The sequence below is a fragment of the Jiangella aurantiaca genome (assembly GCF_004349105.1).
GTDB classification, from domain to species: domain Bacteria; phylum Actinomycetota; class Actinomycetes; order Jiangellales; family Jiangellaceae; genus Jiangella; species Jiangella aurantiaca.
The window spans coordinates 39,896-62,844 of sequence record NZ_SMLB01000003.1 but is presented as its reverse complement, the minus strand read 5'-3'; the positions used below and the strand labels follow the sequence as shown (position 1 = coordinate 62,844).

Here is a 22,949-nt window from a genome sequence, read left to right as displayed (position 1 = left end):
TGGGCAGGGCTGTGCTGGTCGCTAGGTGGAGCGGTCGAGGTAGTGGGCGAGGGCCAGGGTCGCCAGCCGGCTGCGGGAGCCTGCGCCGAGCTCGGTGACGAGTCGGTCCAGTACCTCGTAGTCCTGTTTGTAGAGACGGATGTTGAGCGGCGAGAGGGGCTGGGCCACGGGAAGTTGGGGCTTCGCCGTGCGGGCGGTGAAGAGTCGGCCTCCTATGCTGTTGGACTCATTGTGCAGTTTGACCAGGTGTTCGTGTCCGGCTTCGATCGCATCGATGAGGATCTGCCCGTTCGACCGGCCCGACCGCTGGCGCTCCGCCGCCACCAGCGACAGCAGGCTGGACGGGACGTGCACCACGCTCGGCTTGATGACCGGCGCGACGTCGACCGCTGGATTCATGCCCTGCCGCAGGAACTCAGCGGTCGGAGTGCTCTCGGTCAACGCCGGCCTCCTCGATACACGTGCGAGGCCGCGCCCTGCACGGGCGGCCTCGTGGCATGAGGGTATGTGACTGGGCCCACAACCGTATAGGCCACGGATTGTTAAGTCTTGGCGACCGTCTGGTGACTGTATGACCCATGTATGGGCTCCATCCGGGGCGGCCGAACATCCCTGCCGACTCGGCCGTTCAGCCGATCTTCACGGCTGACCAGCGTCGGCGCAACCCGAACAGCCCAGTTCCGTGATCACTACGGTTCAGGTGTGACCCGCGTGAACAGAGAGGCTCCTGCTGCTGGTTCGAGGCTCACCTGGCAGGCAGCGCCGGAAGATCTCCGGCACTCCGGCCGTCGCCGCCCAGCCGTGATCATCAACGATGTGTGGAGCCGACCTCGACGAACGTGGCATCGGCCCACGTCGACCCAGCCTCCGTCATCCGTCAGGCGGCCGTGGGCACGTCGGCGCGGAGCTGGCGGGCGACCTTGCGGATGGCTCGGCTGGCCCGCTGCCGCGCCGCCGGCCAGCTGAGGCCGTGCCGTTCCGCCGCGGCCGCCCCGCCCTCCGAACCGGGCGCGGGGGTGTAGATGTCGAGGATCAGCGTCGCGTCGGCCGCGGTGATGGTGCCTTCGTCGACCGCCCAGGTGAGCAGGTCGAGCAGTTCGTGGTCGGCGGTGGTGCGCTTGGACGGGGTCAGTGGCATGAGGTCGGCGGCCAGGACGTCGGGGCTGGTGGGGGTCTCGCTGAGCTGATGGGTCAGTTCGCCGGTGACGGCACGCAGCGTCTCCATCGCGATGTTCGCCGCGACCTTGGCCGGCCGCCGCTCGATCGGATACGTCGCGATGGTCGTCCACAGGGCGGCGACGGCGGTGTGCTCGAGGCTCGGCTTGGTGTCGCGGCCGGCGCGGGTCGTGGCGATGCGCACCGCCTTGCCGAGCATCAGCTGGAGCACGGTCCGGCCGGCGAGTGAGTCGCCCGCGCGGGCGAGGCGCAGCAGCGCCAGCAGGATCCGGTCGGCCTGTTCCGCGTCGGCCGCGGTAACCGCCAGCTCGACGTCCTCGAGGGCGAGGCAGCCGGCGAGCTCGGGGTGCCGGCGGGCCCAGTGGGCGACGGCGGACTCGGTGCGGGGGTCGGCGCAGAGCCGGCTCCATTCGCCGTTCAACCGGCCCACGAGACTGGCGTCCGTGCGGCGGCGGGCGCCGGTGCAGGTGACGTCGTGGGCAGGGGCTCCAGGTATCGGCATCGGGTGGCTCCTCCGGGGTGGATCGACCCCTCAACCGTGGTGGGCGGGGCTTGCCCCGGCTCTTGCCCGCAAGGCTCCGGCGCGGGTTCATTCTCTTGCCCGCTCGGGGAGTGCGCAGGTCAGCGGCTTGCCCGATGCCCGTGATGGTCCGAATGCCCGATCCGCCGCCGCAACCCGCACCGATCACACCGTCACAAGACGCCATCCCCCGGCACCTACGCAGACAACCGACCCGCCGACCGAGGGAGCCCGAGATGGCAGAGCGCTTCAGCAACCGGCAGTCCCTCATGGACGCGGCGACGGTTCTGGCGGCGCGACGGGCCATCGACAGGGAGCTCGCCCACCTCATCGCCGACCCTTTCGACCGCGACGCCGCCAAGCGGCTGCACGACGCTGTCGGCGCCAACGCCGACCGCGCGCAGGAGGCGCTCGAACGGCTGGTGCAGGTGGCAGATCTACGCGAGCCATGGGAATCCGGCGCGGTCGGGACGGACCCCGGTGCGGGCTCGGACGGTGAGGTGGCTCCGCCGTCCTCGAGCCCGCACCGGCACGACGCGACACACGAGGAACCGGCACCATGAAGATCAACTGGGGTTTCGGCCCGCCGAAGGAGCCGAAGGGCACCGACGGCGAGGGTGCCGCGCGCGACGGCGCGAGTGTCGCGTCCCCGCGCTCGGAGCAGCACACCTGGACCGGCGGCTCCCAGCTCGCCACCCGCATAGTCGTCGGGCTGCTGTGGGGCGCGCTGATCGCCGGCCCACTGGCGCTGGCGCTGCAGGTGCTCCTGCCCGAGAGCCGCCCCGTCGTCCGTCAGGACGGCTACGTCGACCGCATCGGCGAGGCCGCCGCCGTCAGCGAGTTCGCCGAGCGCGCCGTCGTCGCCTGGCTCGAGACACCGTCCGAGGAGTCCGACGCGCTGCGTGCCTACTTCGGCGACCTCGGGCAGAGCCGGCCCGACATCCCGTGGACCACCTCCGGGTCCGCCGTCGCCGAGATCGTCAAGGACGACAGCGGGCTGTGGTCGGTCACGGTGGGCGTCGACGCCGCCGAGGGCACGTCCCCGCCCGACGCCGAGCCCGCCTCGGAGCCGGCCGAGACGCCGGCAGACGCGCCAGTCGAGACCCCCGCCGAAACGCCCGCGGAGGGCGACAGTGACGACGGCGACGCCGAGCCGGTCGAGCGCATCACCTCCGGCCGCCTCTACTTCCAGGTGCCGGTCCTCTACGTCGACGGCGAGATGATCGCGCAGGCGCTGCCCGCGCCGGTGCCGGCGCCTGACGAGTTCGACCAGCTGGCCTCGGCCTACGACCACGGACTGGCGGCCGACCACCCCGCGTTCGCCCGGGTGGCCAACTTCCTCAACGCCATGCTCGTCAGCGGCGACCAGGCCTCGCTCGAGGCCTACAGCAGCCCGGGCACGTCGTTCCGGGTGCTGAACCCGGTGCCGTACGCCGGCGTCCGGGTCGAGACCATCGTCGCCGCCGGCGGCGAGGCGCCCAGCGAAGAGCCGTCCGACGGCGAGACCGCCGAGGTCCAGGCCAACGTGACGTTGAGCGGCTCCAACGGCGAGCAGCTCGGCGCGCAGTACTCCCTGGTGCTCCAGGCACGCGAGGGCCGGTGGGAGGTGGCCCGGCTGCGCACGTCGCCCGCGCTGGCCGAGCCGGTCCCGCTGCCCGAGCCGGTGCCGGTCACCACCACGCCATCGTCCGGATCGTCATCGGCTGACGGCCACACACCTCCTTCTGGGACGAGCACGTCGCAGGGGACCTCGTCCCAGGGCCCAAGCCCCACACCGTCCGAGGAACCGACGAGGGAGGCCGGATCAGACCCACCGACGGGGACGACCACCGAGTCGCCCTAGATCACCCGACCCCAGCACCACAGCCCGCTCACAAGGAGAAGGAGCCATGAGCCTCATCACCGGACTCACGGCGACGGCACCCGACCTCGCCACCTCGTCCATCACCATCCAGGCCGGCCTGCTCGACTGGACCACCGACACCGCATCGAGCCTGCAGACCGTGCTGCGGGTGGTGGCCATCACGGTGGCGATCCTGTTCGTCGTCTACAAGGCCGTCCAGTCCAAGTTCGCCATCGGCACGATCATCGTCTCCGCGCTCGCGGCCGGCGTCTTCATCTGGATCGTCTACAACGTCACCGCCCTGCGCGACACCGTCGGCGAGGACCTTCCCGGGTCGGCGCCGGCGTCACAGCAGGTCGACCTGACCTAGTCGTCCCCACGAGCAGGCCAGCCACGAGACCGAGGGCGGAGGTGACGATCGATGGCCGAGGACCCGGACGAACTGGAGACCGTCAAGTACTACACGCGGGCCCGGAAGTTCCCGCAGCTGCTGGGGCGGATGCCCGATGGCACGAAGATCCCCGGCGGGCCGTACACGGTCCAGCAGCTCATCGCGGCCATCATCATCATCGTCGTCGGCGGGCTGACCATCGACACCTGGGGCGTCTTCGGGGTCTTCGGCAACATCGCGCTGCTGTTCGGGGCGGCCTTCGGCGCGGTCTTCCTCATCGGCCGGCTGCCGATGAACGGCCGCAACCCGCTGTATGCGCTGCTCGGCCTGTACCGGGTGCTCAACGCGCCCGCGTCGGGCAAGTACCAGGGCCGGCCGGTGCGGTTCCGCCGGCCGCGGCGCATCCGGCACCGGACCAGCGTCCATCTCGGTCCGCTGCCCGGCACCGACCCGTGGGCCGGTCTCGAGCCGGGCGTCGCCGTCGCCGTCGAACGGGAGCTGCCCGACGCGTTGCGGCGCCGGCTGGACCGGACCCCGGCACCGGTCGAACCGGTCGGCGAACCGGCCACCGCGGTCGCGCCGGTCACGGCGCAGCCCGCCGCACCACTGAGCGGGGTGCAGGCGCTGCTGGCCCTGCTCCCGGCCGAACAGCACGACCATCGACCCGCGAACGCACGGCGTGCGGCGCCGCGTCCGCGGGGCCAGCAGCGCACCGCCGTCCGGCAGGGGAGCGGCGAGGTCAGCGATTCGTGGGGTGAGGACGATGCGTAGTCCGGCGCGGGCCATGGCCGGCCATCTGCTCTGGTCGCGGGGCGGGACGGTGTGGGCGACGTGGCGGCTGCAGGCTCTGCCGTACGGCTTCCGTCCCGACAAGGACAAACACGGCGTGCGGGCGGCGCATCAGGCTCTGCTGCGGGCGTTGCCCGGTGAGGCGCTGCTGGTGGGTGCCTGCGCGGCGCTCGACCCGGCGGCCATCGTCGAGCGGATGATCACCGGCATCCCGCTGGAGCACTGCCCCGAGTGGGCGGCCGAGTGCGAGGCCACCCTCGACACCCTCGACGACCTCGCCCTGGGGCAGCGGACGTTCTGGCTGAGCGTCCCGCTGCGCAACGGCGGCCGGTTCGGCAACCTCGGCGAGTCCTTCCGGGCCGCCGTCGACGACTTCCGCGACCAGCTCGCACTGCCGCGGCACGGCATCTCGCCGGCCGAGTTGAAGGTGCGCACCGAGCAGGCCCGCAAGGTCGAGCTGGGCATCCCGGCCGTGTTCCGGCCCCGGCCGGCCACCGTCGCCCAGCTGGTCTGGCTCTATCAGCACACACTGCAGCGCGGCCTGTTCGCCGACATGGACCTCCCCGAGACCCGGGCCGACCACGAGGCCGCCGTCGTGCCCCGTCACGGCGTGCTGTGGCCCGACGCGCTCATCGACGAGGGCGGCCAGTCCGAGCTCGACCGCAAGCAGCTCAAGAGCTGGAACCCGCTGCGCCGCAAGTACCTCAAGATCACCCAGCCCGACCAGCCCGACGCCGTCTCCTACCAGGGCCTCCTGGCGCTGGCCGACACCCCGGCCGACGGAATGGTCTTCCCCGGCGGCGAGTACCTGGGCCGCGTCGACGACGCCGGCCTCGACGTCGACTGGGCGGTGCGGCTGCACACCCGCACCCGCGAAGAGGTCATCGCGCGCAACCGCCGCGCCGTCGCCAACCTCAACGACCAGTTCCTCCAGCAGGAGGGCCAGCTCGCCACCGGCATGCACGCCATCGAGCGCTCCGCCCGCGACCTCGCCGAGTACGAGGCGCTGCTGTCCGCCGACGACCTCGAGGTCGAGGTCGAGGCCACCGTCATCTTCTGCGTGGCCGGGCGCACGGGCGAGCAGGTCATGGAGCAGGCCAAGGAACTGCAGGCGTTCTACGGGGCCTCCGGGTTCAAGCTGACCCACCCGCTGGGCAACCAGGAGGACCTCTGGTGGGCCATGCTGCCCGGCACGCCGCTGTCCAAGTCCGTCCGCGAGTTCGCGCAGATCACCACGTCGCACTCCTTCTCCGCGTCGGTTCCGGTGGTCACCTGCGACGTCGGCGACAACAAGGGCACCCTGCTGGGCCTGAACATCTCCACCGGCCAGACCGGTGTCGTGCACCACGATCCCGCCGGCGCCACCACCCGCCTCGACGTGTCCGGCTCGCTGGCCATCGCAGGCGAACTGGGTGCCGGTAAGTCGGTCGCGTTGAAGAAGATCGCCGCCGACACCGTCGACCGCGGCGGCCGGTTCATCGCGCTGGACCGCACGGAGTCCGGCGAGTGGGTGACGATGGCCCGCGCGCTCACCACCCCCACCGTCGTCTCCGTCGTCGACCCGACGATGAGCATGGACCCGCTGCGGGTGTTCGACCGGCACACCGGCTCGCGGGTCGCGCAGTCGTTCCTCACCCCGCTACTCAACGTGTCGCCGACGTCGGAGCGCGGCGTGCTGCTGTCCGAGGTGCTCGAGGTCGGCTACCTCGCCCGGCACGGCATCCGCGGGCTGGGCGACCTCACCAAGCACCTGCTCGAGAGCTGCACGCTCGACGGCGCCTACGAGCTGGGCCGGCTGATGAACGTGTTCGCCCGCAAGGAGTTCGGCCGGGTCATCTTCGACACCTCGCTGCCGCCGGTCGAGCTGAGCGACCGCGCCATCGTCTTCTGGACCCGGACGCTGGAGCTGCCCGACCGCGACGAGCTGCAGCACGCGCACCTGTTCGAGCAGCTGAAACTGGAGAAGATCTTCGGCCGCGCCATGTACGCGCTGATGGCCAGCATGGGCCGGCAGGTCTGCTTCGGCGATCGCTCCGAGCTGGCCCTGTTCATCGTCGACGAGGCGCACCACGTCACGGCCTCGCCCGAGGGCGAGCGCGAGATCACCGTCTTCGTCCGCGACGGCCGCAAGCACCAGGCCGCGGTCGCGCTGGGCAGCCACGACCCTGAAAGCGACTTCGGCGACGCCACCCTGCGCGGCCTCATCCCGACCCGCATCCTCATGCGGCACCGCGACAAGACGCTGGCCAAGCGCGGCCTGAAGTGGCTCGACCTCGACCCCGACGACGAGTCGCTGGTCGCGCTGATCACGGAACACACGTCCCCGGTCGGCCCCGACGGCGTCCCCGAGATGCGGCGCGGCGAGGCGCTCATGCGCGACGCCCTCGGCAACGTCGCCCGCATCAAGGTCATGCCGCCGTCCCGGCCCGAGCGGTTCGAGGCCATGAAGACGTCGCCGCCGGAGGTGCAGATCGGCGGTTACGGTCCGGGCGCCGCGCGGCTCGGCCCGCCCGAGCTCGAGGCCGGCCGTACAGACCACGCCGTCGGGTCGAGGCCCGCATGAGCGTCGTCGCCGGCGCGGTCAACATCGTCGCCGAGGCCTGCCAGGTCCCCGGCGGCAACGGCCTCGGCGACCAGTTCATCAACCCGACCGGCGACTGCGAGCTGTCGGCGTTTCACGTGCAACTGTCGCTGGCCGGTGGCATCACCGATCCGTTCCACCTGATCTTCAAGGTGCTCATGACGATCACGTGGGCGATCTACCAGTTCCAGGTCATCGCCTTGGCGTGGGTCACTGACTTCGTGCTCGGCATGACGTGGCTCGACTGGTTCACCGGCATCGCCGGCGACTTCCAGGACTCCATCGCCGGCATGCTGTCGAACCTGAACGTCTACGTGGCGATGCTGACGATCACCGCGTTCGTGTGCATGCTCTGGATGGCCAGGGGCATGTGGGGGAAGGGCCTCGTCCAACTCCTGTTGTCGCTGATCGTCGCCAACTACGCGGTGGCCGCGATCAGCTACAACGGCCAGCATCCCGACAACAACCTCGCGCCGATCAACCCGATCACCTGGCTCGTCGGCGACAACGACAGCCAGGAGGGCCTGCTCTACGACGCCCGCGACACCTCCCAGTACCTCGTCGGCCAGATCGTCAACGACGACGACTATCTCGACGACCTCAGCGATCCCGACAACCAGCGGGTCAGTCCCGGCGAGAGCATTCTCGACACGTTCCTCTACCACCCGGCGATGCTGGTCAACTTCGGCTACATCCTCGACGGCGACTGCGAAGAGGCCTACGTCGTCGCGCTGTCCCACGCCGGCAACAGCACGTCGAAGGACGATCTCCGCGAGGACCTGGAGAGCCGCGACCTCGCCGGCCGCGGCTCCGCGGCCGACGGCGTCGACACCGGATCCGAGCTGACCGACCCCGGCACCTGGTGGGGCGGCACCGGCGACGAGCCCGTCGACTACGACCCCGAGGTCTGGAAGGTGGTCGGCAGCTGCCTCAACGACGAGGTCGACACGTTCGCCAAGATGGCGCGGCCGGACAGCTGGATGGCCCAGTTCGCGATCCAGCCGGCCGTCACCATCCTCGCCGTGCTCATCCTCATCGTCGCCGGCGTCGTGTTCATCGCCGGCCTGTCCGCCCTCGTGCAGTGCGTGAAGCTGCTGGTCACGCTGCTGCTGGCGATCCTCCCCGGCGGCGCCAGATCGGTGCTGTGGCGCAACATCGGCCAGCTGTTCGCCACCGTCCTGATGCTCATGTTCTGCATCGTCTTCCTCGGCGTGTTCCTCCACGTCGTCACCGACATCATGTCGTCCGGACGAGCACCCACCGGCAACCCCGACGACCGCTCCGTCCGGTGGGCCGAGATCGGCAAGTTCCTGCTCATCGACCTGCTGCTGATCGCCGGCATCGTCCTCTTCTGGCGCGGCCGCGGCGCCGTCCACGAGACCAAGGACCGCGTCGCCGCCGCGATGGCGTCGAGGTTCAACTCCGGTGGCGGCGGAGGCGGCGGCGGTTTCGGCGGCTCGCCCCTCGTCCCCTCCGGCGGCGGCGGTGCCCGTGGCGCCCTCAACCGGGTCGCCGGCAACTTCAACGCCATGAGCGACGCCGCCCGCAACCTCGGCGGCCAGTCCGGCCAAGGTCGCCTCCAAGGCGTGATCCGCCGCACCAGCGGCCTCGCCGGCCACGTCGGCCTCGCCTGGGCCACCGGTGGCGGCTCCGTCGTTGCGAAGGGCGGCGCCATGGCCGCCAAGTCCACTGCCGCCCGTAGCGCCGGCTACGCCGCCCGGAACGCGATGGCCAACGGCGCGAGCCGCACGGTCGAGTTCGCCCGCCGGCACCGGGTCCAGCACCACCTCCGCCAGGGCAACCACGCCGCGGTCAATCGCGTCAACACCCTTCGACGCCGGTCCGAGATGGCCCGGGCGGTGCGCGCGGACCAGGCCCGGCTGCGCAAGTTCGACAACCAGACGCGCCGCGCCGAGCGGCTCGCGCGCATGACGCAAGGACGCTACGGCGCTGAGCGGGTCAATTCGGCACCGGAGGAACGCCGTCGGCTGATCCAGCAGATGCGGCGCGAGCGACGCCACCTGAACCGCGACCACCGGGCGCAGAACCGGGCCGAGCGCAGCCGCCTCACGCCCGACGAGCTGCGAGCCGCACACGAGCGCGATCGTCGGGACATGCAGCAGAAGAAGTGGCAGCAGATCAGGGAGGATCAGCTCAGGGAGCAGCGACAGGCCCGCCGCCGCAAGAAGGGCAAGCCGTGATAAACGGTCGATCGAATCCCGCCGACGACGGACGACGAGAGGATCATGCCGTGAGTCAGCTCGACCGCCTGCGAGCCGACCTGTCCGGGGGGCCGAGGCCGGCAACGGGCCGGCTCCCGGTGCCGGTCACAGCCAGCGGCCACCTTCCGGCCAGGCCGGCGGCCGCGACGGGGGCCACCAGCCACCTGCACCAGCTGGTCCGGGCCGCACTCGACGCCATTTCTGCCGATTACGAGGCGGACGGCGGCGACGTCATCGGCGTTTGGGAGAACGGCATCTTCGACTTCGGTGTGCTGGCGGACGACGAAGGTCGCGCCGAAGTGCTGCAGGTTCACGGCCTGTGGGAGCGGATGATGCCGCCTGGCGGATTCCAGGCGGCTGTCGTCTTCGCGAACGAGTGGAACGCGCAGCACGTGTGGCCGAAGGTGTTCGTGCTGCCCGACAACGAGGGGTGGATCGGCCTGCACTGCGAGGTCACGGCCGATCTCGGCGCCGACCCGACCGTCGACCGTGTCGATCTGGCCATCAACACCGGCATCGTGTCGGGGCTCGCCGTGTTCGACGCCGCAGAGCTGGCCTTTCCGGATGCGCGGCGGATCGCCGGCGCCGCCGACCTCGACGAGAGCGAGTGACAGCCCGACCTTGATCCACCTAGGGTGTGTTCGAGCACGTCAGCCGCAGGACGGGGCATAGTGATGTCGGAACTGGACCGCAGCGGAGCGCCCGCACCGCAGCGACGGACCACGTCGCGTGCAAGGCTCGATGCTGGGCAGTCCGGTTCGACGCTCGACATCAGCTTCGTCAGGACGGTGCCCGGCGACTGGTCGAGCTGGGACTACCTCCCGGTCGATGTTCATCTCGCTCTCGATCGCGCCGGCCACGCCGGTGAGCTCGCGTTCGCCTCGGGCGCCCTCCCGCCGGAGCGAGAGGTCCGCGGGGGCGTCGACGTCGAGGTCGGCCATGCCTGGACGGTCGACGACGACGCCCTGACCATCATCGACGCCGTGCGTCCGGTCCACTCCGCCGGGCGCGAGGGCTGGCGGTTCACCATCCACCGCCGCCCGTTCGTCGGTGAGGTGAAGGAACGCAGAGGCGTCGTCTCGGCCGGCGCCCCAACTCCTCCGAGCGGCTCAGCAGTGCACGAGCAGGACGAACCCGAGGTACTCGACGTGCTCCCGGCGCCGGTGCGCCGCCAGGTCCTGGCGACGGTGCCGGAGCCGGACTTCGAGGACGAACGGCTGATCCAGAGCTTCGACCGCGGTTCGGGGCTTCGGCAGGAGGCATGCCTGGTGCGGGCCACGGCTGGGGTGGTCATCGCGATCGTCGCGAGTCGTGCGATCACGCGGTCACCGGACTCGGCGGAGGCAGCAGCGGCGCTGGCCGCCGAGTCGTGGTTCGTCCACGCCGTGACCGCGTCCCTCGGCCGGGTCGAGGTCGGCGGGCTCGATGCCACCCAGTCGGTGCTGGACGACCGCTCGCCGCGACGCGGACTTCCTGGCTCCCGAGGCACGCAGATCGGCTGACCGTGGCGGACCTCGACTACTACGAGCTGCTGGACGTCGCGCCCACGGCGACCACGGCCGAGATCAAGGAGGCCTATCGCCGGGCCGTGCGCGCCGCGCATCCCGACGTCGGCGGCACGAGCGGCATGTTCCGGCTCATCACCGCCGCGTACGAGACGCTGAGCGACCCGGCCAGACGAGCCGACTACGACGCGCGCCTGGGCGCCAGGAGTGGTCCACGAGTCGATGAGTGGTCCGACGCGCCCGGCCCCGCTGCCCAGCCCGGCCCGGACGAGGCGGACGCCGAGTGGGGCGAGGAGACGAGCTGGGCCGCCGGGGACGGCAGGCCGGACCGGCCGTTCGCTTCCGATACTGACGAGTCCGGGGCCGGCACACGCCGGGGGAGCCGGACCCTGGTGGCGCTGGCCGCCGCTACGGGTGTGATCTTCGTCCTGGGGACTCTGATCCTGCTGTACGACCCCGGGTTCATGCGCCCCGCGGACGCCGGTTCCGACCTCGTCAGCTGGTACGACGGGCAGCCGGTGCTGCGCCTGATCGTCACGCTCGGCTACGTCCTCCTGCTCGGGGCCGCGCGATCGGAGTCGGCCGTCGGCTTGATCTTCGTCCACGCGCTCTTCTCGGTTTTTCTGCTGGCCTGGCCGATCGCCTACTGGGACCTCGCCAGGGCGGCGGAGCGATGGACCTACGTCGCCGGTGTCGTCGTCTGGCTGATCTACAACGGCCTGCTCCTTGGTCTGTCGATCGTCCTCGGCCGATGGGACGAGGCACGGATGTTCCGCGACACCTCGGGCACGTCGCAGGTCAGCGACCTGACGCTATGGGCACGGACGGACGTGGGAGGCCGCGTCGTCCGGGTCGGTTACGTCGTCATCGGCGCCACGTTCGTGTTCCTGGCGGTGGTTCTGCTCGTGGCGCACGGGCTCATCCGCCCGGCGGCGGCCGGGCCGGACGCACTGGACGTCGCGTTGCGGTATCCGATCGCCGTCGCCATCGTGGTGGCCCTCTATGGCTACATCGCCTACATCTCCATCGGACACCGCAGCGGCTTGGAGCTCATCTACGTTCCGGCGGCCATCGGCCTGCTGGCTTGGCCGCTCGCGTACTGGCATCTTGCGACGACGACCGAGCGCTGGCTGTTCGGGCTGGTCGCGCTGGCGTGGGCCCTGCACGTGGGCGCGCAGTACGCGACCTCGTCGCTGATCGACCGGCGCAGAGCGACACCGGAATGGACGACCTGATCGTCCCGTCTGTCACAGAACCGCCCCCTCACCGACCTACACAGACGTCCGCTACACAGCCGCGGTGGCGGGCGCCCGGATGGAGGGCGGGTATGGCAGAGGGTTCGGTCGCCGCCGGCGGGGCCGTCGTCGCGAGGCGTACGAGGGCGAAGCCGGCGCGCACGCCGGGCGGCAAGGGCTCCGGCCGGGTCAAGAAGTGGCTGCTCGGCATCGCGCTGCTCACCGTGTTCGGCGTGGTCGGCGCGGCGTCGCTGGCGTTCATCCCGGTCGCCACCGTCATGGCGCTCTGGTGCGAGATCACCGACCGTGCCCCGCTCGCCGAGTGCACCATGACGCCCGGCGACGAGGTCTGCACGGGCGGCGCCACGTTGGCCAACGTCCCGGAACCGTGGGCCGAGATCTTCACCGCCGCCGGCAACGAGTTCAGCGTCGAACCCGCCTACCTGGCAGCCATCTACCTGACCGAGAACGGCAACGCCTGGAAGGACCTCGACACCGACTGGCCCAGCTCCGGCTGCTGCCACGGCCCCATGCAGTTCAACGTCGGCGCCGGCACCTGGGACGCGTACAAGTACAGCGCCGACGGCGGCCCACCCGACTACATGGACCCCTGGGACGCCATCTTCACCGCGGCCAACCTCTTCACCCATGCCGACGGCGTCTACGGCAGCGTCACCGCCGAGACACCGCTCGGCGACGTCGCCAGATGGGAGCCAGGCACGTTCGTGTACTCGGCGGCCAGCTACAACGCCGGGCCCGCCGGCAACTGGAACAACAACGAGACCCGCCGCTACGTCGAGAACGTCCACGCGCTCGTCTCGTCCAACTTCACCCAGGGCGGCACCGGCGACTACGGACAGTACGCCACCTACCCGCCGCCGCACGGCATGGGCATCGGCGAGGGCGAGGACGGCGAGCAGGGCGAGGGCGGCGGGTGGGCCGGCTGCGGCGGCATCAGCGGCGGTGGCCTCGACGGCGTCGTGCAGATCGCGGAGCAGGAGTACGCGAAGGGCATCGTCGAGCAGCCGTTCGGCAGCAACTGCGGCCCCACCATCAGCGACACCTACATCGCCACCGGCTGCGAGCAATGGTGCGCCGACTTCGTCAGCTGGGTCTTCCAAGCGGCCGGCATCCCGTTCCAGGCCGAACCCGGCACACAGATGTATTTCTGGCGACATCCATGGCAGATCCCGGCCGTCATAGGCATGCAGGCGTGGTTCGAGTCCGGCGGCCACGGCCAGGAGTTCATCCCCGTCGGCAGCGCCGGCCCGACGAAGCCGCCCCGGCCAGGTGACGTCATGATCTACTCCGGCCACGTGAGCATCGTCGTCGAGGTCGACGAGGCCAGCCGCACGCTGGTCACCGTCGGCGGCAACGAGAGCAACCGCATCAGTCGCTCGTCCGGTACTTTCACCATGGGCCCGAGCGGGCCGGTGGTCGGCTACGGGCGGATGAACCCATGATCCGCTCGCGCTCCTCGCTGCTGCTCATCGGCGCCGCCGTGGTGCTCGCCCTCGTCGGGTTGCTGCTGGTCTTCGGTGGCGGTGGGAATGACGGGGTGGGTGGCAACTCCCCTGTGGTCACCGCTGAAGACAGCCGGGCGCCACGACCAGCGCCGGAGGACGGCTCCACCACGCCGGGCGACACCAGCGCCACCGACCCATCCGGCGACCAGCCCGCACCCGGCACCGAGGCGGCCGACGAGACCGACACCGAGGACACGACCGCGGAGAGGTTGGAACCGTCCGACACCCCGACCGCCCGTTCCACCCCGGGTCCGCGCCAGACCCCGACCCTGCCGCCCGGGATGCAGGTGCCCGAACCCGTCGTCGTGCCCGATCCGGCGACCGTCGACGGCGCCGATCCGACCGCCGTGGCCGTCGCCGCCCTGACCGCCGCGTACAGCTTCGACACCACGCACGACGCCTCGTCCGAGGACGCGATGAACCGGGTCCAGACCTGGCTGGTCGCGCCGTACGACTCCTCCGCCTACGACCTCGACGGCCTGCGGCAGGACGTCCAGCGCGACTGGGACCTGTGGGCCGAGCACCAGGCATTCGCCTCGATCAACGCCATCGAGCCGCACACCACCGACATCGACACCCCTGACACCGAGACCCGGGCCGAGCGCCGGTTCTACGTGCGCATGACGCCGATCGGCCGCGATGCGTGGAACGGCCCGCTGGTCGAGCACCAGTGGTTCGCCTTCCTCGAGCGCGAGTCCGCCGCCGGCCCGTGGCGCATCGTCGAGCTTCAGACCCCGCTGGCGCACCGCTGACCGCGTCGACGTCTCCAGCCGTCCCTTGTCACAACAGCCCGCCCGAGCGCACCTTCGACAGTGAGGACCGACCAACCGAGAGGCAGTCCCGTGGCGCCACATGACCCGGTGGACACCTTCGCCGCCTCGTCCGGACCGGATCCGGAAGACAAGGACGACAGGTTCGCGTCGGCGCGCCCGGCCGAGCCCACCATCAAGGGCTTCACGCCGTGGCAGCTGGCCGCCAGCGCCGTCGGCGTCGTGTTCCTCGCCGTGTCGATGTGGGCGATCCTGGCCGCTCTCGACGAGCCGGACATCGGTGTGCTGTTCCTCCTGCCGACGCTGGCCTGCGCCGGTGCGCTGTACGCGGTGTCGGTGCGGCGGCGGACGCGCGAGGGGGTGGTCGCCGACCTCGCCGAGGCGCTGGCGCGGCACATCGGCGTGCCCGACGCGTCGTACCTCGACGTCGACGCGCGGCAGTGGCAGGGCGGATGGGTCGGCGTCCCGCACGTGCTGAACATCCAGTACCCGACCGAGGTCGACGACTCCGCCCCCGACTGGGCCGCCGGAATCGCCGAGGCCGTCCACCACGAGCTGGAGCAGCAGTACACGGTCGGCCGGCACAACATCCGCGGCCATCGGCTCACGCTGCGCGACCCCACCCGCACCGGCGGGTCGCTCACCCCGGAGCCGGCGGCACGCGCGGAGCGGGCGCGCGACGCCGTTCGGCGGGCGCTGCCGGAGAAGGTCGCCCGGCCGGTGCCGACGCAGCCCGACCTGTCGTCGTGGCTGGTGCCGCTCGGCGTCGACGCCACGGGGACCCGGGTCGGCTGGAACCTGGCCGCGCCGCAGGGGCACTTGCTGGTGCTCGGCCGGTCCGGCGCCGGCAAACGGGTGCTGCTCACCGGCATCGTCGTCGAGGCGGCAGCGCGCGGCTGGCCGGTGTGGATCATCGACCACCGTCGCGTCGACCTCCTGGGTGTGCGCGACTGGCCGAACGTGCAGATCGTCGCGTCGACGCTGGACGACCAGATCGTCGTTCTGAACCAGGCGTGGCGCGAGATGGAGGGCCGCGTCGCGCTCATCGAGTCCGGGTCCAGCCGCGCGGAGCTCGAGCCGCTCGTCGTCGTCATCCACCACTTCCGCGAGTTCGCCACCGCCGTCGCCGACGCCGCCAACCGGGCCGGTCAGGGTCCGGCGGCCGCGTCGCTCGCGCACGACCGCGTCACCGACCTGCTCCGCCATGGCCGTCAGGTGAACGTCTACGTCGTCCTGAGCATGCAGCGGGCCGACGATCCGCTGCTGCGCGAGGAGAACCGCGACGACCTCGGCGCCGTCGTGGCGCTCGGCCGGCTCGACAGCCGCGTCGCCTCGGCGCTGTGGGGGAGCGATCGCCCGACGGAGCCCGCCGAACCCGTCCCCGGCCGGGCGACAGTACAGTCCGGCGACGCGAAGCCGGTGCTCATCCAGTGCTACTGGACCCCCGACCCGCGCGAGGCTCGCCGCGTCGACGACGAACAGGACATCTACCTGCTCGATGCCCTCCGGCCGAGCCTCGTCACGCACCCCGTCCTGCACGTGCAGCGGTCACGGGCGCTGGCCGACAGCCCGGAGGCGTCCTGGCGCGTCAACCTCAACGCCGACCTCGCCGAGGGCTACGGCGCCAGCACGTCCGGCCTCGCCGACTGGAGCCGCGCGCGTACCTCCGGCGGCTCCTCCGCGGCCGCGTCCACTCAGGTCGAGACCGCAGGCTGGTCCGAGATGGTCATGGTGTCGCAGCTACAGGCCGGAAGCCTCGCCCGCCTCGACGACGACACCGGCTGGGTGATCATCGAGCAGGTCGAGCCGATCCAGAACGACGGCACCAAGCTGCTGATCCGCTGGCGCGGCAATGAGGGCGCCGGCTCCCAGGTGGTGTCGCGCACGCGCGCGGTCCGCATCCGGCACCTCAACGACGGCATCTACTGAGGAGACGCGCCTTGGCCGACAACGTCTCCGACAACGACGTGTTCATGATGTTCCTGGCCGCGCCGCTGGCCCTCCCGGTGGTGGCGCCGCTCGTGTTCAGTTCCTGGGAGGAGGGCCGCGAGTGGATGATCGAGCGCGGCTTCATCGCCTCCGCGGAGGACGCCGTCTGGGACGTCCCGGGCTGGAACGGTGCCGGTATCAGCGGGGCCCACATCGTCCTGCTGGTCTGCCTGGTGCTCTTCGTCCTCGCCCTCGGCACCATCGTCTCCCGGCGCAACCGCAACCGGAAGATCGACACCGAGGGCTGGGGTAGCAGCTGACCCGCCCGACGGGCCTGTGCGATGCGTCAGAAGACCTCGACCGAGAGCGGGACCCGGTGCCAGCCGAACGCCGCCGACAACCGCGCGAGGGCGCCGGGCGCGCGCTCGATGATCAGCCCACCGGCGGCCAGCGTGCCCGCCGAGACCCCGCCGAGGTAGAGCGAGCCGAGCGTCCGGACGTCCAGGGCAAGGTCGGCGTCGGCATCGGTGCGCGAGACATCGACCTTGTCGTCGTCGGCGACCAGCCGCCAGCGGCCGGTGTTGCCAGTGAACCCGGTATCGGTGACCTCCAGCACGACGTCGACCGGGGCGGCGTAGCGCCGGACGGCCAGCGCGCCCGGGACGTCGAGGATGCGGACCCACAGCGACCCGCCGGCCGTGCCGACCAGGGCGTCGGGGTTGCTGACCAGGTGCGGCAGCGGGTCGTCGATGGGCCCGTGCATGTACTTGACCGTGCGGACCAGGTCGATGGATGTCAGGAACCGCCACAGCGCGGCGTGCGCTTCGGGCGTCTCGGCAAGCAGCTCGGTGACCCGGACCTCGCCGTCGGGGCCGCTCTTGCCCCAGCCGGCCTTGGTGCGGAAACGGACGTAGCCGCGGACGCCGCCCTCGTCCTCGTAGAGAGCGGCGCGCTCGGCGGACATGCCGCGCCGCCAGCCCTTCGGGTCGGCGGTCAGGTACTCCCACCACTTGCCCCGCCGGGTGGACAGCCCGGGCCGCTGCGCCAGCACGCGGTCGTACACCGCGACGATCTCGTCGAGGGCGTCGCGGGTGGCGGCCTGCCGCAGCCGGGCGCCGGCCGGTACCGTGCCGCCGACGGACATGTCGCGAGTGGCGATCTCGTACGACACCCGCCACGACGCCAGGCCGTAGCCGAACCGTCCGTAGATGGCGCCCTCGCTGGCCCAGAGCACCGCCAGCGGCTCCGTGCCGCGGCCGTGCGCCTCGGTCAGCATGGCGTTCATGAGCGCCGTCAGCACACCGCGCCGCCGATGCGTCGACGCGACCCCGACCCCGGTGACGTGCGCGGCCGGGACGATGCCGCCTGGCACGCTGAGGTCGCGCGTGAGGACGAGACCGGAGCCGACGATGCGCCCGCCGTCGGTCATCAGCTGGGTGCGGTCGGGCTCGAAGATCAGCCGGTTGAGGTCGGCGGTGTCCTCGTCGACGTCGTCGAGGAAGGCGCTGTGGATGTGCGCTTCCAGCTCGGGGTAGTCGGCTTCGGTCGCGGTGCGCAAGACCAGGTCGTTCGTCACCGTCTCTGTCTAGCGCATGGTTCCGGGCCGGGCCAGGGGTTTTCGGCCCGGTGATTGCCGCCCTGCTGCCCGTCAGGTGGTCCGCTGCTGAGCCTGGCGCACGGCCTCCTCGCGCTGCAGCAGCCTAAGTTCAGCCTCCTTCAACGCCTCGTCGAGTCGTTCACACGCCGACTTGAGAAGGTTGACGATCTGGTTCCAGCGGGCGGTCAGCGCGCGAAGGGCCGTCGTGAAGGCGGACTCGATCGCGCTGGTGATGCGCCGGCGGATCTGTTCGTCGTGGGGCAGTGCCTCGTCGGTCTTGGCGGTGAGCCGTTGCCGGACGGCCCTGAGGTCGTCCGCGGTGGCGTCGCGACCGCGTTCCGCCGCGGCGACGGCCTCTCGTAAGGCGCGCCGCGATTCGAGCAACAGGCGGATCTCCTCCTCCATGACGGAGAGGGCGTGGTTCGGCGCCGAGGACACGGCTACCTCCGCGCGACGTGGACGGCTTCGCGGCCGCGGTCGCGGACGGCGCGGGCGGCGGCCGGGATGATCTGGGCGAGGCGCTTCTTCACCTGCGCGAGGTTGGCCGTGACCTGGCCGGCGCCCTGGGTGATCTGTTCGCCGTGATCGAGCAGCTGGTCGGTGCTCCGGCCGATCTGCTGCGCGCCCTCGGCGACGCCGTCGACGGCCCGTTCGAGGCGGTCGGCGCTCTGGCGCAGCGTGTCGGTGAACTGGCTGACCTGTGTCGCGATGGGCCGGATCTGCGGCTCGAATACGGCGGCGAGGTCGGCATCACCCCGTTGGAGATCGTCGCAGGCCGATTGGAGGAGACGGGCGCCGTCCTCGGTGACCGAGGCCGCGCGTTCGAGCTCCTCGAACTTGGACCGCGCGTTCTCGGCCCGGGCGCGCAGCCGCTCGGCGGCCGCCTTGGCCTCCTCGGCCGGCGCCCGGAGGTCGCGCAGCGCCTCGATGGCCGCGTTGGCCTTCTGTTCCAGCTCGGTGAGGCCGCGCGAGGTCTCGTCGCCGCCGCGGGACAGGCCGGCGGAGACGTCGATCAGGATCTCGCCGGATTCCTTGATGCTCGGCATGGATGCCGCCCTTCTCGGTCTGTGGCCGCACCTGCCGGGACCGGGTGGGGCCGCCTACTTCTGTAGGTCGTTCTGGGATGGTGAATGTGACACTCGGTGGCCATTCAGAGCGCTCCGGCGGTGAGGTTGGCTGCCGTGAGCGCGAGCAGCGCCACGCCGCCGATCCGCGCGCCGTACTTGACCAGCGCCCGACCATCCGGTCGGCGTGCGAGTCCGGCGCCCCGGCAGACCCGGGGGAGCCGCCGGGCCGCGGCCACGCCCAGCCCGACCGCGACGACGGTCAGCGCGCAGACGATCAGCAGGGCGAGCGCCGTGCCGGCGGACGTCCGGGTGCCGGCGACGGCCATGACGGCGGCGGCGCCCAGGCCGGCAGCGGCGAGGGCGCCGAGCGTGACGCGGCGGGACCGCTCGTCGTCCGCCTCGAGCCAGTGCGCGAACTCGGTCTCGGCCAGCTTGAGTTCGTCGCGCCGGCGGCCGAGCGCGGTCAGGGCGATGCCGAGATCGGCGCCACCGGTGCGACGCAGCCGATCGAGTGGCGGCGCCGAGTCGTCGAGGCGGCCGGCGCCGGCGGGCGGCCCGGACGGGGGCGCCACGGTGACATCGTCGGACGGCCGGCGGACGGCGTGGAGCGCGGAACCAGCGGGCAGGCCGTACTCAGCGCGGACGGCGGCGCACTGTGCGAGGCCGTCGTCGGCGGCGGCGCCAGCACGGTCGATGCCGCGCAGACGGGTGGCCGCGGCCAGCTCGCGCTGTTCGGTGTCTTCGCGAGTACCGGCGTCGTCATTGCGCAGCAGCTGCTCTGTGCTCTGCACTGACGAGGTGAAGCGGGCCAGGGTGGCGCAGTAGGCGCGCATGGCCGGGCTCCGGACGGGCGGGCCGGGGCGCCAGGCCGTGCCGTGGTCGCCGGTCGTGCCGAACTCGAGGTCGGCGGTCATGGGAGCACTCCGAACCCGGGTTCCGACACCGCTGGGCCAGGAGGCACGACCTGACGCGGCTCGGGCAGGTAGGCGCCCACCTGGAGCGGATCGAGCAGGACGGGGTCGGCGTCGCCGGCGAGGTCGTGGAACCAGAGCCGCCCGCGGGACGCGGGGAACGGCGGCCGCACGCCGAGGAACGAGGTGCTGTCGATGATGTCGCCGCCGGCGTCGGCGCGTAGCTGCAGCCGTTGGCCGTGCTGGCCCAGCTTGCGGAGCCGGTCGGGGGTGTCGAGCCAGACGAGCGGGAACACCGACAGCGACGGGCCGGTGCCGCACAGCCAGCCGAGCGGATGCGGCTCGTCGGTGTAGAGCGGCGCCTCGACACTGGAGTACTGCAGCCCGAGCACGGCCACGAACACCGGCCCGGACGGCCGCGTGGCGACCTGGGGCAGCTGGTCGAGCCGCGCCTCGTCGAGCGTGACGGCGCGGTCGCCGAGCCACTGGACGACCTGGTCGAGCGGCCGTCGTCCGGGGATGCGCTCGGGCAGGAGGTCGACGACGACGAAGCCGGCGTCGTCGCAGGAGGGCTGCAGGGCGAGGCCGGCCAGCGTGGCGCTGACCGCCCCGACGGCGTGCGCTTCGTCGCGGCCGGCGAGCAGCAGGCCGCGGCCGTCGCCGGATCGGGCCGGGATGCCCACCAGCGGCGGCGAGACGCCGACCGGCGCGCCGACGTAGACGGTCGGCCGCAGCGTCGACGCCAGCACCGGCGCGGCGTCGGCCAGTTCGACGCCGCCGGTGCCGCGGCTGACCCGGATGCGGGGGTCGGTGCCGTAGCGGGCGACGACAGAGTCGCGGATGCGGCGGCGGTCGTCGGTGTCGAGCAGTCCGCCCTGGAACAGCTGGTCGGCGTCCTTGTCGCCACGCGCCTGGTTGAGCACTCCGGAGCCGCGGCGGCCGGTGTCGAGGCGGTCGCGGACCGTGCGGTCGAGCAGCAGGCTCAGCTCGTCGGGCTTGCAGCGCAGCCCGACCCGCAGCTCGAGCTGGTCGAAGACCGACGCCTTCTGCGCTGCCCGCCCGGAGCCGACGGAGTTGAGACTCTGGGTGGCCAGCACCACGTGGATGCCCTGGCTGCGGCCCTGCTTGACCAGCACGTCGAGGGTGTCCCAGGCGGCGTCCTCGGTCGGCCCGGCGAGCATGAGCTGGAACTCGTCGGCGACGAACAGCACGCGCGGCAACACCTCGCCGGTGACCTCGCGGTACTGCGCGATGTTCTTGATCTCGCGGCCGGTGTCGGCGGACGCCTGCTTGAACAGCTGCTTGCGCTGGGCGTCGACGGCGGCGAGGTGCTGCAGGACGCCGAGCGCGAACGTGGCGTCGGCCTCTATGCCGACGGCGCGCACGTGCGGCAGCGCGGGCCGGCCCGGCCGAGGTGCGTACTCCGCGAACTCGACGCCGGCCTTCATGTCCAGCAGGTAGAGCTCGAGCTCGTCGGGCGGGTACCGGTGCGCCAGCGCGTGGATGAACGCGTGCAGCAGGGTCGTCTTGCCGGAGCCGGACGGTCCCACGACGATTCCGCCGATGGCCACGCCTTCGTCGTCGCCGACCGCGAGCTCGATGGTGGAGCCGTCGGCGGCCTGGCCGACGGTTGCGGCGACGCGGGCATGCGTGGTGCCGGTGCCAGGCCGATCCGCGGCCAGCAGGTCGCTGAGCACGACCGGCTTGTTGACGCCGCGGCGGACCGCCGGCGCCAGGATGGTGGTGAGGAACCGGTGCTGGGCCGAGCCGGGCGGATTGGGGCAGCGCACGCGGGCGTTGTGCAGCAGCGCCGGCGGCGACGATGCCCAGGTGGCGCCGCCCTCGTGGTCGACGTGGAGGTGCTCGGCGTTCTCGAGCAAGTCGGCCAGCGCCACGCCCTGCGGCAGCTCGCGCCCGGTGTCGATGACGGCGACCACCGCGACGCCGCAGCGGTTGCCCGTTCGCGCCAACGACCAGAGCTGCTGGGCGTCGTCGGCGGTGAGGTTGGGGCCGAGGCCGGCCGCGAGCACCAGCGAGCACGGGATGCCCTGCGCCGTGCCCTCGTGCCAGCGGGTGACCAGGGAGTCGTCGTCGCCGAGCAGGACCTGGCTGTTGAGGCGGTGGACGTGCTCGCGCAGTGCCCGGAGCTCGGCCGAGACCTCTTCGTGGGTGGCCCGCACGCCGCCCGCGACCAGCGGCTCAGGCAGCCGGCTGAGGATGCCGAGGTTCTGCCCGAGCCCGCCGGGGTCGAGCAGGTGCAGCCGAAGCGAGCCGGGCAGCGCCGACGCGAGCGCGCGGGTGACGAACGCCTGCGCGAGGTTGTGGGCCGGCGCCCGGCCGGCCGGCGCGTGCGTGATGACGATATTGCCGCCCAGCGCGGGCAGCACGAACGGCAGCTCGACGATGCTGCTGGGGGAGGCGAGCCCGAGGGTCGCGGCGCGCACCAGCTGGGTGACGTCGACGGGCTGGTCGTACGGCTCGGCCCAGAGCGGTGACTCCCAGCCCTCGTGGGCGTAGCCGGGGCCGCGGCCGAGCAGCTCGGTGATGTCGAGGCGGACGCGGTCGGCGGCGGCGAGCAGCGAGGCTTGCGACCGGGCCTGCCGGCGGCGGGACTCGCGGGCGATGGACTGCTGGTCCTCGGCGAGCCGGCGACGCTCGCGCTCGGCGGCGGAGTCGGCGAGAGCACGCAGGTGGAGTGCGGCGTCCTCGGTCGCCTGGACGGCATGCGCCAGGGCGGCCGGGCCGTCGTCGTCGGGATCGGGGCCGCGCAGCAGACCGAGGCGGAGGGCGGAAACGCGCATGCCTGCCCTTCCTGTCGAGGTGCCTGTCCCCTACGTAGGTGCGCGGGATGGCCGGATTGTGACTGGGAGGGCGGTGATTCTGTGCG

At 71.9% G+C, this 22,949-nt stretch carries 20 protein-coding genes; 13 read left to right on the top strand and 7 right to left on the bottom strand.

Annotated elements, in window-relative coordinates:
• Nucleotides 1-21: 21 nt before the first annotated feature.
• Both E1262_RS02800 and E1262_RS02795 read right to left on the bottom strand, forming a co-directional pair.
• On the bottom strand, nt 22-441 hold the full coding sequence (locus E1262_RS02800; protein ID WP_132101531.1) for a hypothetical protein: 420 nt from the start codon (nt 439-441) through the stop codon (nt 22-24).
• A 436-nt stretch (nt 442-877) separates the two neighbouring features.
• Nucleotides 878-1,678 carry a hypothetical protein gene (locus tag E1262_RS02795; protein WP_132101530.1) on the bottom strand — a complete coding sequence of 267 codons (801 nt, stop codon included), beginning with the start codon at nt 1,676-1,678 and terminating at the stop codon, nt 878-880.
• 254 nt (nt 1,679-1,932) lie between these two features.
• Between E1262_RS02795 and E1262_RS02790 the strand changes: the two genes are divergently transcribed.
• From E1262_RS02790 to E1262_RS02730, 13 genes are all read left to right on the top strand, one after another.
• Nucleotides 1,933-2,259, top strand: a complete 327-nt coding sequence (locus tag E1262_RS02790) for a hypothetical protein (protein WP_132101529.1) — start codon at nt 1,933-1,935, stop codon at nt 2,257-2,259.
• Nucleotides 2,256-3,539 carry a conjugal transfer protein gene (locus E1262_RS02785; RefSeq protein ID WP_132101528.1) on the top strand — a complete coding sequence of 428 codons (1,284 nt, stop codon included), beginning with the start codon at nt 2,256-2,258 and terminating at the stop codon, nt 3,537-3,539. Before E1262_RS02790 ends, E1262_RS02785 begins: the two co-directional genes overlap by 4 nt.
• Before the next feature lie 46 nt (nt 3,540-3,585).
• Nucleotides 3,586-3,909 carry a hypothetical protein gene (locus tag E1262_RS02780; protein WP_132101527.1) on the top strand — a complete coding sequence of 108 codons (324 nt, stop codon included), beginning with the start codon at nt 3,586-3,588 and terminating at the stop codon, nt 3,907-3,909.
• Nucleotides 3,910-3,960: 51 nt separating this feature from the next.
• A complete protein-coding gene (locus E1262_RS02775) occupies nt 3,961-4,701 on the top strand; it encodes a hypothetical protein (RefSeq protein WP_132101526.1) in 741 nt (246 codons plus the stop codon).
• Nucleotides 4,694-7,282, top strand: a complete 2,589-nt coding sequence (locus E1262_RS02770; protein ID WP_132101525.1) for an ATP-binding protein — start codon at nt 4,694-4,696, stop codon at nt 7,280-7,282. Before E1262_RS02775 ends, E1262_RS02770 begins: the two co-directional genes overlap by 8 nt.
• The gene (locus E1262_RS02765; RefSeq protein WP_132101524.1) at nt 7,279-9,501 is read left to right on the top strand and encodes a hypothetical protein; all 2,223 of its coding nucleotides are present in this window, start codon (nt 7,279-7,281) and stop codon (nt 9,499-9,501) included. Before E1262_RS02770 ends, E1262_RS02765 begins: the two co-directional genes overlap by 4 nt.
• A gap of 50 nt (nt 9,502-9,551) precedes the next feature.
• On the top strand, nt 9,552-10,133 hold the full coding sequence (locus E1262_RS02760; RefSeq protein ID WP_162605743.1) for a YbjN domain-containing protein: 582 nt from the start codon (nt 9,552-9,554) through the stop codon (nt 10,131-10,133).
• 63 nt (nt 10,134-10,196) lie between these two features.
• Complete coding sequence (locus tag E1262_RS02755) at nt 10,197-11,024, top strand: hypothetical protein (RefSeq protein WP_132101522.1); 828 nt, start codon at nt 10,197-10,199, stop codon at nt 11,022-11,024.
• Between the two features lie 2 nt (nt 11,025-11,026).
• Complete coding sequence (locus E1262_RS02750; RefSeq protein WP_132101521.1) at nt 11,027-12,262, top strand: J domain-containing protein; 1,236 nt, start codon at nt 11,027-11,029, stop codon at nt 12,260-12,262.
• A gap of 92 nt (nt 12,263-12,354) precedes the next feature.
• On the top strand, nt 12,355-13,725 hold the full coding sequence (locus E1262_RS02745; protein ID WP_162605742.1) for a CHAP domain-containing protein: 1,371 nt from the start codon (nt 12,355-12,357) through the stop codon (nt 13,723-13,725).
• On the top strand, nt 13,722-14,540 hold the full coding sequence (locus tag E1262_RS02740; RefSeq protein WP_132101520.1) for a hypothetical protein: 819 nt from the start codon (nt 13,722-13,724) through the stop codon (nt 14,538-14,540). The genes E1262_RS02745 and E1262_RS02740 overlap by 4 nt, the downstream gene beginning before the upstream one ends.
• 108 nt (nt 14,541-14,648) lie before the next feature.
• Entirely contained in the window at nt 14,649-16,487 is a 1,839-nt protein-coding gene (locus E1262_RS02735; protein ID WP_132101519.1) for an FtsK/SpoIIIE domain-containing protein, read from the top strand.
• Nucleotides 16,488-16,498: 11 nt separating this feature from the next.
• Nucleotides 16,499-16,807 (top strand): hypothetical protein, encoded by a 309-nt coding sequence (locus E1262_RS02730; RefSeq protein WP_132101518.1) that lies wholly within the window; start codon nt 16,499-16,501, stop codon nt 16,805-16,807.
• Nucleotides 16,808-16,833: 26 nt separating this feature from the next.
• Here the strand turns inward: E1262_RS02730 and E1262_RS02725 are convergent, their stop codons facing one another.
• From E1262_RS02725 to E1262_RS02705, 5 genes are all read right to left on the bottom strand, one after another.
• Nucleotides 16,834-18,063 (bottom strand): GNAT family N-acetyltransferase, encoded by a 1,230-nt coding sequence (locus E1262_RS02725; RefSeq protein ID WP_132101517.1) that lies wholly within the window; start codon nt 18,061-18,063, stop codon nt 16,834-16,836.
• A gap of 72 nt (nt 18,064-18,135) precedes the next feature.
• Nucleotides 18,136-18,522: a hypothetical protein gene (locus E1262_RS02720; protein ID WP_203453476.1), complete on the bottom strand. Its 387-nt coding sequence runs from the start codon at nt 18,520-18,522 to the stop codon at nt 18,136-18,138.
• Nucleotides 18,523-18,524: 2 nt separating this feature from the next.
• Nucleotides 18,525-19,130: a hypothetical protein gene (locus E1262_RS02715; RefSeq protein ID WP_132101515.1), complete on the bottom strand. Its 606-nt coding sequence runs from the start codon at nt 19,128-19,130 to the stop codon at nt 18,525-18,527.
• Nucleotides 19,131-19,234: 104 nt separating this feature from the next.
• On the bottom strand, nt 19,235-20,065 hold the full coding sequence (locus E1262_RS02710; RefSeq protein WP_132101514.1) for a hypothetical protein: 831 nt from the start codon (nt 20,063-20,065) through the stop codon (nt 19,235-19,237).
• Nucleotides 20,062-22,863, bottom strand: coding sequence for an FtsK/SpoIIIE domain-containing protein (locus tag E1262_RS02705; protein WP_132101513.1), 2,802 nt, complete (start codon nt 22,861-22,863; stop codon nt 20,062-20,064). The genes E1262_RS02710 and E1262_RS02705 overlap by 4 nt, the downstream gene beginning before the upstream one ends.
• Nucleotides 22,864-22,949: the final 86 nt, after the last annotated feature.